Consider the following 9,192-nt stretch of genomic DNA (forward strand, 5'->3'; position numbering starts at 1 on the left):
CTTGCTTCGCTGCGGAGAGCGTCCGTGTGACACCCTGAGGGCGCTTCCGGAAAACGTAGCTGCACCCAGGGGCTCCCGGTGGGCACACCTATACGCAACCTCTGGTGGGTGCGTGGAGGTTTCGGTGGCCTCCGTAGCGACATCAGGGTGCCCGAAGCGAAGCGAGGGCGGGTGCCCCTGTAGGAGCGAGGAGGGTGCCGAACCTCGAGCTAATCCCGCCGGGTGGTTCGTGGTTTGGGCGTGCGCCCCGTGCCTAGCGAACTGGTGCGGGGGAGGGCTGTCGCCTTTTAGTGTGTTGCTTGGTGATTTGGCGTTTTGCATGTGGCGCGGAGGAAACATGCGGCGTGGCAGCCTCCACCCACAAGCAATAAGCCACCGCGTATCAGAGTGTAACCCCGGTGAGAGCCTCGCCTAATACTGCGGTAAACTGAAAGTTATGACTGCAACTCCGTTCTACATCACCACCGCCATCTCCTACCCCAATGGCAACCCGCACATCGGCCACGCCTACGAAACCATCGCAGCCGACGTGCTAGCCCGCTTCAAGCGCCTCGACGGCTTCGACGTGCGCTTCATGACCGGCACCGACGAGCACGGCCAGAAGATGCAGACCACCGCCGAAAAGCTCGGTAAGACCGCCAAGGAACTCGCCGACGAGAACTCCGCACGTTTCAAAGCAATGAACGACGCGCTAAACATCAGCTACGACCGCTTCATCCGCACCACCGACCCCGACCACTACATCGCATCCCAGGCAATCTGGAAGCGCATGGAAGAAAACGGCGACATCTACCTCGACAAGTACGCCGGCTGGTACTCCGTCCGCGACGAAGCCTACTACGCAGAAGACGAAACCGAAGTCCGCGACGGCCAGCGCTACGCCATCGCAACCGGCACCGAAGTCGAATGGACCGAAGAAGAATCCTACTTCTTCCGCCTCTCCAAGTACGGCGACAAGCTCCTCGAACTCTACGCCAACGAAGGCTACGTCTACCCCGAATCCCGCCGCAACGAGCTGATTTCCTTCGTCAAGGGCGGCCTGAACGACCTGTCCATCTCCCGCACCACCTTCGACTGGGGTGTGCCCGTACCCGGCAACGACAAGCACGTCATGTACGTGTGGGTCGACGCCCTCACCAACTACCTCACCGGCCTCGGCTACCCTGACACCGACAACGAACTGTTCACCAAGTACTGGCCCGCCGACCTGCACCTCATCGGCAAGGACATCACCCGATTCCACTCCATCTACTGGCCCGCATTCCTGTGGTCCGCCGGAATCGAACTGCCCAAGCGCGTCTTCGGCCACGGCTTCCTGCTCGTCAACGGCGAGAAGATGTCCAAGTCCGTCGGTAATGTCGTTGACCCCGCAAACCTCGTCGACGCCTTCGGCCTGGACGCGGTGCGCTTCTTCCTCATGCGTGAAGTGTCCTTCGGTCAGGACGGCTCCTACTCCGAAGAGTCCATCATCAACCGCATTAACTCCGACCTGGCAAACAACCTCGGCAACCTCGCCCAGCGTTCCCTGTCCATGGTCGCCAAGAACTGCGGCGGTGCAGTGCCCACCCACGGCGAATTCACCGAGGCCGACCGCAAGATCCTCGACGAGGCGGCTGCCCTCTACGAGCCCGTCCGTGCAGACTTCGACGAGCAGGCATTCCACCGTGCACTCGACCGCATCTGGACCGTCCTCGCAGACACCAACGCCTACTTCGCAGAGCAGGAACCCTGGACCCTGCGCAAGAACGGCGAACTCGACCGCATGAACACCGTGCTGTACGTGACCCTCGAGGTCGTACGCCAGGTCGCCCTGCTGCTGCAGCCCGTCATGCCCGACTCGACCGCCAAGCTGCTGACCCTGCTCGGCGTGCCCGAAGGCGAGTCCCGCCAGTTCGCAGCCCTCGGCACCGCGCTCGTGCCCGGTACCGAACTGCCCGCACCCGCACCGGTATTCCCGCGCTACGAGGCACCCAAGGCATAAGCTGCTTCTGACATAGCGAATAGCGTATGAAAGCCCCCGGCATCCTGACCCCAAATGGGGGAGGAACCGGGGGCTTTCTGCATGTACGTAGGGGTCGGTCTGCCCGTGGGGTAGTAGCCTTGGCTGAGCCGCCACTCATACTTAAGGATGATGCCGGCACCCCGCCCGGGCCGCCTCAGACGTTTCTCCGTCCGTGGGATTAGCGATAACCCCCTGCGTCCGCCAGTAAAGACCCGGTGAACACCTACCAAAATCAACCTGGAGGATGATAAAAACACCGTAGTCAGCGCCACATTGCGTGAAATAATTGAACTATGACTACGACAACTCCTCACGCCCAGACGGCACAGCCCGCCGTCTCCGCACGAAACCTTTCCAAAACCTACGGCATCGGTGAAGCCACCGTCCACGCCCTCAATAACGTCTCCGTCGACTTTGAGCAGGGTAAGTTCACCGCCATTATGGGTCCCTCCGGCTCGGGTAAGTCCACACTGATGCAGACCATCGCAACCCTGGACACCCCCGACCCGAACCCCACCACCTCGATCCGCATTGGTGGCGTGGAGCTCTTCGGCCTGAAGGACAACGCCCTCACCGAATTCCGCCGCGAACACATCGGCTTCATCTTCCAGGCGTTCAACCTGGTGCCCACCCTCACCGCGGGCCAGAACATTGACCTGCCCCTGGGCCTCGCCGGTAAGAAGCCAGACCCGCAGTGGCGCGACTATCTGGTCAAGACCCTCGGCCTGGAAACCCGCCTCGACCACCGCCCCGAACAGCTCTCCGGCGGTCAGCAGCAGCGCGTCGCCATCGTGCGCGCCCTGCTCGCACGCCCCGAAGTGGTCTTCGCCGACGAACCGACCGGTAACCTCGACTCCAACTCCGGCGCCGAGGTGCTGCGCCTGCTGCGTGCCGCCGCAACCGACCACGCACAGACCATCCTCATGGTCACCCACGACGCAAACGCCGCCTCCTACGCAGATCGCGTGGTCTTCATCAAGGACGGCATGGTCGCCGGCGAAATGATCGAACCCACCTACGACGCCGTCCTCGGCGCAATGGCACAGCTGGAAGGTCGATAAGCCGTGGCAACCACACTGAACACGGTGGCGCGCTCCAATCTGCGCGCCTCCAAAGGAAAATATATCCTCACGGGCATAGGCATCGCGATCTCATCCTTCTTCATCGCTGCCATTATGATGCTCACCAACTCGCTACAGGCGACCGTCAACTCCTCCGTAGGCGACGTGCTCTCCCGCGCCGAGGCGGTCGTCGCCTCCGCTGCTACAACCAGCGACGGTAAAGACAGCACCTCTATCTACCTGACTCGTGACCAGATTCAGAAAGTAGAAAAGAGCGACCTGCTCTCCGGCTACTGGGTACAGTACGCCGTCACGGGTTCGATCGGTACCGGCGACCAGAAAACCCCCGTGCAGTACAACCAGCTGCCCGCCGACTCGAGCCTCTTCCCGTACAAGGTACAGGGTAAAATCCCCAGTAGCGACCACGAAATCATGGTCTCTACCTACTTCGCGAAGAAGCACAACCTCTCGCTGAACGGCAAGGTCACCAGCACCGACGTTGTAGAATCCGTCAGCGCCCCCGGTACTGACAAGACCGCCGAATACACCGTCGTCGGCCTGTTCGATCCCGGTTTTGAAGGCTCCACCACCAACCAGGCTGTCTTCATGGGCGGCACCAGCCTCGGCGAAGCCACCCTGAAAGCAGCCGAGACAGAAAACAAGAGCTCCGCGGCAGGCTACCGGGGCATGGCTGGCGCGAACCTCATCTACCTCAAGTTCAAGGACGGCGTAACCGACGCCAAACTCAAGAGCCTGCAGGATACCCTCAGCAGCGGCGACACCAAGAACGACCCGCGCGTGATGACCGGTCAGAAGCTGCTGGAAGACTACCAGAAGAGTATCTCCACGGTCTTCACCTCCATTAGCGTGGTCCTGGGTGCCTTCGCAGCGCTGGCTCTGCTGGTTTCCTCCTTCGTCATCTCCAACACCTTCGCGGTGCTGGTCGGCCAGCGCATCCGTGAGCTGGCTCTGCTGCGCACCCTCGGTGCCCGCGGCGGCTCCCTCGTACGGATGCTACTCATCGAATCCATTACCGTGGGCGTGGTGTTCTCCCTCATCGGTGCGCTGCTGACCTACCCGGTTGGCGCGCTGGTTGGTGCGAACCTGACCACCATCATGATTTCGTACTCGATTACCCCGATCCTGGTGAGTGTGCTCCTCTGCACCATCGTCACGGTTCTGGCGTCGCTCTCCCCGGCACGAAGCGCCCTGCGCATCTCGCCCATTAGCGCGATGAGCGAGCACACCAACCTTGAGGTGCGCAAGCCCGGCAAGGTCGGCCCGATCCTGGGTCTGGTCTTCGGTGCCGCAGGTATCGGCCTGGCTATGCTGGCTCAGAACCAGGGTTCCGGTGAGGGTGCCGGCAATAAGGCCATTGCCTTCATGATGGGGGCCGCGCTGCTGCTCGGTATCGCGGTCTTTCTCCTCACCCCGCTGGTACTGCCCCCGCTGGTACGTGCCCTCGGTAAGGTCACCCGCACCCAGACCGGCAAGCTGGCGCTCGCCAACGCGCTGCGTTCGCCCAAGCGTACCGTCTCCACCGGCCGCGCTGTGCTGGTGGGTACCCTGGTCGTGTCGACTGTGCTGACCGGTTACTCGGTGTTGAGCGCCTCGCTGACCAAGGCTCTGGATCAGCAGTACCCGATTTCTGCGCAGGCAAAGTACAGCTCGTACGACCAGTCCGAGGCTGCCTCCACCGTGACCAAAGCGGAGGAAATCGCCTCCAAGGTCAAGGGTATTAAGAACGTTCAGGCATCCGCCGTCGGTTACGCAGCCGGTGTGGTTGACTACACCGTCGAGTACGAGGGGCAGACCGCCAACCAGAATTCCGACCTGGTGGCGCTGAGCTCCTCCGATTTGAAGGCAATCCTGCCGGGCGAAAACTCGAACCTTGCCGATGACACCGTGCTCGTACCGCAGGGCCTCTGGAAGTCCGCTGGATTGAATGAGTCCAGCCGTCTGAAGGCACACGGCCCGCTCGGCGAAGTGGAACTCAAGCCCGTCAAGTCCGCAACCAAGCAGAACCTGCTGATTGTCAACCCTGCCACCGCCGCCAAGCTGCAGGACGCCAAGAACCCGCAGAAGGTTGCCAACTCTGCCGCTGAGGAAGCTCAGAAGCGCATGGAAGAAGCAATCGCCAGCGGTGACCAGGAAGCTCAGACGAAGGCAGCTCGCCTGACCGTCACCAGCCAGGCAACCGGTAACGACACCGTCGTTCTGGTGCGCGCCGCCTCCCCGCTGACCAGTAGCGAGAACGCGACCCTGCAGGCTGACCTGAACCGAGCCAGCCCGGATAGCTCCTTCACCGGTGGTCTGCAGGAACGTCAGACCTACGACCAGCTGCTGACCGTCATGCTGACCTTCACCCTGGTGATGCTCATGCTCGCAGTGGTCATCTCGATTATTGGTGTGGCGAACACGATGACCCTGTCGGTCAACGAACGCCGCCGCGAGAATGCGATGCTCCGCTCGCTGGGTCTGTCCCGCAAGCAGCTGCGCCGCATGATTTCCATTGAGGCGATTCTGATTACGCTCGCCGCAGTGGTACTCGGTATGGTTTCTGGTGCGGTGATTGGTAGCCTCTCTGCGCAGATTATTATGTCTTCCATGAGTGCTTCCGCCCCGCTCGTACTTGACCTGCCGTACATCTGGTACGTGGTCATCCTCGTTGTGGGTGTGCTCGCCGCGATGCTCGCTTCGGCTCTGCCTGCGGCTCGTTCGGCTCGTATGTCCCCGGTTGAGGGCATGCGCGGCTAACCCGGCATAGTCACAGTATTCGAGCACAGCCTTGAATACTCGGCGTGAGAAAGTGAAGCCCCGGAGGGTGCCTCGATTAGGAGGCGCCCGCCGGGGCTTCACTGTGTCCTCTAGTTTGGCGTGCTCTCAGACTCTTGGAGCTGACCTGTAGCCTGGCTTTGCGCGTATGATGGGTGTATGAGCACTAGCCACCCCAATCTGCGTCGCAGGTACACGCTACCCCATGAAGCGGAGGTTCTTCAGATCCTCCGTGACGCTGGTGTGCGCCGTGCCCGACTCTTCGGCAGCGCCGCCCGCGGTGAGCTGACCGAAACCAGCGACCTGGATTTTTTGGTGCAGATGCCGGGGGCGGCCCCTTTTGACGAGTTCATGCAGATGGTCGATGCTCAGCACCGCATTGAACAGCTGACCGGCCGTAGCGTTGATATGGTCACCCGGTTGCGCCCCCGCATCTATGCGGAGGCAGAACCAGACATGGTGGAGCTACCGCTATGAAAAGCTCGCTTGACGGCTTCTCTCTGATTCTTGAGTCAGCTCAGCGTATCTACGCTTTTACGCCCAAGCGATATGAAGACCTGATAGACGATTCAAACGGGGTAGTCCAGGACGCGCTCTGCATGCGCTTTCAGATTATTGGCGAAACCCTCAATAGAATTCGTTCAAAATACCCAGAAGATTATGAACGGTATGAACGGGCTGAATGGCAGTACCTCATTGCTATTCGTAACATCATTTCTCATAGCTATGTGAGCGTTGATTTTGCTGTCTTATGGGACGTCGCCCGGAATAAGTTGCCTGAGCTGATGAGCGACTTTGAACGAATCATCGATGAGATAGAAGAAACTACTTAACTAAATGGCCCCGGAGGGTGCCTCGATCAGGAGGCGCCCGCCGGGGCTTTGCCGTGTCCTCTATTCTGTTGTGCCCTTTATAAGGGGAGTAATCGCAGGGGAGCGCTAGTGGGCGATACCCGCCTCATACGCCATAATGACCGCCTGCACACGATCACGCGCACCCAACTTCGCCAACACATGCGACACATGCGTCTTCACCGTCGCCTCCGAAAGCACCAGCTCCCGCGTAATCTCCGCATTCGACAAGCCGCGCGCAATCAAACCCAGCACCTCAAACTCACGCGGCGACAACTGCTCAATCAACTCACGATGCGGATAATCCTGCACAGGCTCAAAGCTTGCATGCTCAGCCGGAATGAACGTCGCCTTAGGAAGCTCAGAACCAGCAGCCGGGGGAATAGCAGGAACAGACTCAGCGGCAGGAGCGGCAGGAGCGGTAGGAACAACAGGAGCGGGGGAGTCCAGCACCGGAATCATCTGCTCCAACAGGCGGCGAGTCGCAGACGGCGCAATCACCGCATCGCCGCGGTGCACCGTACGAATCGCCTCCAGCAGCTGCTCCGGCGGAGTGTCCTTCAACAAGAAACCGCTCGCACCCGCACGCACCGCCGAATACACGTACTCATCAATATCGAAGGTCGTGAGCATAATAATGCGCACCCGCTCATCCTCGGAAACTTCACGCTCGCCGTCACGCTCCAGGATGCGGCGCGCCGCCTCCAAGCCGTCGCAGTGCGGCATGCGCACATCCATGAGGATGACCTGCGGCGCCTGCCCCTCGGAGACCATGCGGTCAAAAACGTCAATCGCCGCCAGGCCGTCATCAGCTTCCATGACGACCTGCAGGTCCGGCTGGGAGTTCACGAGCATGCTCAAGCCGCCGCGCACTAGGCGCTGGTCGTCAACGAGCATCACGCGGATCGGCTGGGTGGTCTGTGGTGCAGAAGTCTGTGGTGCAGAAGAGTACATAGTTTCAATCCTAGATCACAGTGGTGGGGAGAACGGGGTATCGAGGTATTAGAGGTCGCGGTAGGGCAGCGCCGCCTCAACGAGCCAGCCGCCGTCAGGCTGCAGACCGTAGGTGAGGGTGCCGTGGTAGAGAGCGATGCGCTCGCTCATGCCGCGCAGACCGTTACCGCTACCGGGTACCGGGCGGGCGATGTGCTGAGCCGCGGTAGAGGAAACCGGGCCGTTATGTACCCGCAAGTACAGCCCCTCCTCATCCCAGTGAATGGTGACGGCGGTTGCCGCGCCGGGGGAGTGCTTGAGCGCGTTGGTGAGCGCCTCCTGTACGGTGCGGTACGCGGCCAGCTCGGCACCCTGCGGCAGGGTGCGCGCCATGGTGCCGGTGATTCCGGTGAAGGTGACGGGTAGTCCGGCGCGGCGGCTCTGCTCCACGAGGGCGGGCACATCGCTGAGGGTGGGTACGGGTGCGTAGGCGGTTGCCTCGTCCGTGCGGAGTAGCCCGAGGAGGGAGCGCATCTGGGTGAGGGAGTCTCGTGCCGTGTCTGCGATGAGCTCGAGGGTCTGCTCGGCAATATCCGGTTCGCTCTGCTGCTGAGCCTGACCCGACTGCTCTGCCTGTTCAGTTTGATGCTCTGCCTGCTGTGCCTGTTGTGTTTGCTGGGCGCGTGCGGTGCGGGCGCTCGCGGCGGCGTAGCGTGCCCCGTCCGCCTGGGAAATAATGCTGGAGAGCGAGTGCGCCACAATATCGTGCATTTCGCGGGCGATGCGGGTGCGTTCGTCCTGTGCTGCGAGGCGGCGTTCCTGTTCTTGCTCGTATTCGAGGCGGCGGGCGCGTTCTTTGAACTCTTCGCTGCGTAGTTCGCGCATGCGGCGGGAGTCGCCGAGGAACCAGAAGACGGTGAAGATGGATCCGCAGAGCACGCCGAGCATCAGGGAGATGAAGATGCGGGCGGGTATGTCGTCCCAATGGTAGAGGAGTTGGAGTGAGGCCTGTACGGTGACGGCGAGTGCGCCGACCCAGCCGAGAATGAGGGCGCGGAAGCGGGCGCGGCGGGTCCAGTGCCTGCCGGTGTGGTAGGCGGCGAGGCTGACCGGCGGGTAGCAGGTGAGGGCGAGTGAATCGGGGAAGGGAGATAGGAAGGTGAGACAGAGCGCCGCGATGACCACGTAGATGCTGCCGTAGGGGAAGCGGTAGCGGAAGTAGAGCGCGGTGGTGCTGCAGAGCGCGGAGATGATCGGGATCCAGCCGTAGCTGTTGACGAAGGCTGCGGAGAGCACGCAGCAGAAGAACTGCATGTGTGCGACGACGATGATGTTCATCCAGCTGCGTTTGTCTCTGAGGTAGCTTTGCACGCGGCTGGAGGCGCTGATTGCGTCGGCGGGCAGGTCGCTGCTTTCTGAGCGGCCGCGGGTATGCGTTACGGCGTGGCCTGATTCGGCTGTCTCTGTGCTGTGTTGTGGGTTCTGCTGGGGTTCGGTGTGCTTGAGGGGCATATTTCCAGTGTATCGAGGTGGTGTAGCTTACCTGGCGTCTGAGCCCTGCATTGACAGC

At 61.4% G+C, this 9,192-nt stretch carries 7 protein-coding genes; 5 read left to right on the forward strand and 2 right to left on the reverse strand.

From position 1 onward, the window contains the following. Window positions 1-436 precede the first annotated feature (436 nt). The 5 genes from metG (at window position 437) to HXO69_RS08000 (ending at window position 6,671) form a co-directional block, all read left to right on the forward strand. Window positions 437-1,981, forward strand: a complete 1,545-nt coding sequence (metG, locus tag HXO69_RS07980; protein ID WP_296546390.1) for a methionine--tRNA ligase — start codon at window positions 437-439, stop codon at window positions 1,979-1,981. Between the two features lie 314 nt (window positions 1,982-2,295). Next, window positions 2,296-3,063, forward strand: coding sequence for an ABC transporter ATP-binding protein (locus HXO69_RS07985; protein ID WP_296546392.1), 768 nt, complete (start codon window positions 2,296-2,298; stop codon window positions 3,061-3,063). A gap of 3 nt (window positions 3,064-3,066) precedes the next feature. Continuing rightward, window positions 3,067-5,820 carry an FtsX family ABC transporter permease gene (locus tag HXO69_RS07990; protein WP_296546393.1) on the forward strand — a complete coding sequence of 918 codons (2,754 nt, stop codon included), beginning with the start codon at window positions 3,067-3,069 and terminating at the stop codon, window positions 5,818-5,820. A 177-nt stretch (window positions 5,821-5,997) separates the two neighbouring features. Next, window positions 5,998-6,315, forward strand: coding sequence for a nucleotidyltransferase family protein (locus HXO69_RS07995; protein WP_044141495.1), 318 nt, complete (start codon window positions 5,998-6,000; stop codon window positions 6,313-6,315). After that, entirely contained in the window at window positions 6,312-6,671 is a 360-nt protein-coding gene (locus HXO69_RS08000) for a DUF86 domain-containing protein (RefSeq protein ID WP_296546395.1), read from the forward strand. The genes HXO69_RS07995 and HXO69_RS08000 overlap by 4 nt, the downstream gene beginning before the upstream one ends. Window positions 6,672-6,776: 105 nt before the next feature. Here HXO69_RS08000 and HXO69_RS08005 read toward each other — a convergent pair whose 3' ends face one another. Together HXO69_RS08005 and HXO69_RS08010 are read right to left on the reverse strand one after the other, a co-directional pair. Then, on the reverse strand, window positions 6,777-7,643 hold the full coding sequence (locus tag HXO69_RS08005; RefSeq protein WP_296546397.1) for a response regulator transcription factor: 867 nt from the start codon (window positions 7,641-7,643) through the stop codon (window positions 6,777-6,779). 48 nt (window positions 7,644-7,691) lie between these two features. After that, window positions 7,692-9,134 carry a sensor histidine kinase gene (locus HXO69_RS08010; RefSeq protein WP_296546398.1) on the reverse strand — a complete coding sequence of 481 codons (1,443 nt, stop codon included), beginning with the start codon at window positions 9,132-9,134 and terminating at the stop codon, window positions 7,692-7,694. Between the last annotated feature and the right edge of the window lie 58 nt (window positions 9,135-9,192).

The sequence above is a fragment of the Rothia sp. (in: high G+C Gram-positive bacteria) genome, from assembly GCF_015265375.1.
GTDB lineage: Bacteria > Actinomycetota > Actinomycetes > Actinomycetales > Micrococcaceae > Rothia.

Bases quoted from the DNA above. Each gene is read 5' to 3' on its own strand.
- metG (WP_296546390.1), top strand. From the start codon at position 437: ATGACTGCAACTCCGTTCTACATCACCACCGCCATCTCCTACCCCAAT.
- HXO69_RS07985 (WP_296546392.1), top strand. From the start codon at position 2,296: ATGACTACGACAACTCCTCACGCCCAGACGGCACAGCCCGCCGTCTCC.
- HXO69_RS08000 (WP_296546395.1), top strand. From the start codon at position 6,312: ATGAAAAGCTCGCTTGACGGCTTCTCTCTGATTCTTGAGTCAGCTCAG.
- HXO69_RS08010 (WP_296546398.1), bottom strand. From the start codon at position 9,134: ATGCCCCTCAAGCACACCGAACCCCAGCAGAACCCACAACACAGCACA.
- HXO69_RS08005 (WP_296546397.1), bottom strand. From the start codon at position 7,643: ATGTACTCTTCTGCACCACAGACTTCTGCACCACAGACCACCCAGCCG.
- HXO69_RS07995 (WP_044141495.1), top strand. From the start codon at position 5,998: ATGAGCACTAGCCACCCCAATCTGCGTCGCAGGTACACGCTACCCCAT.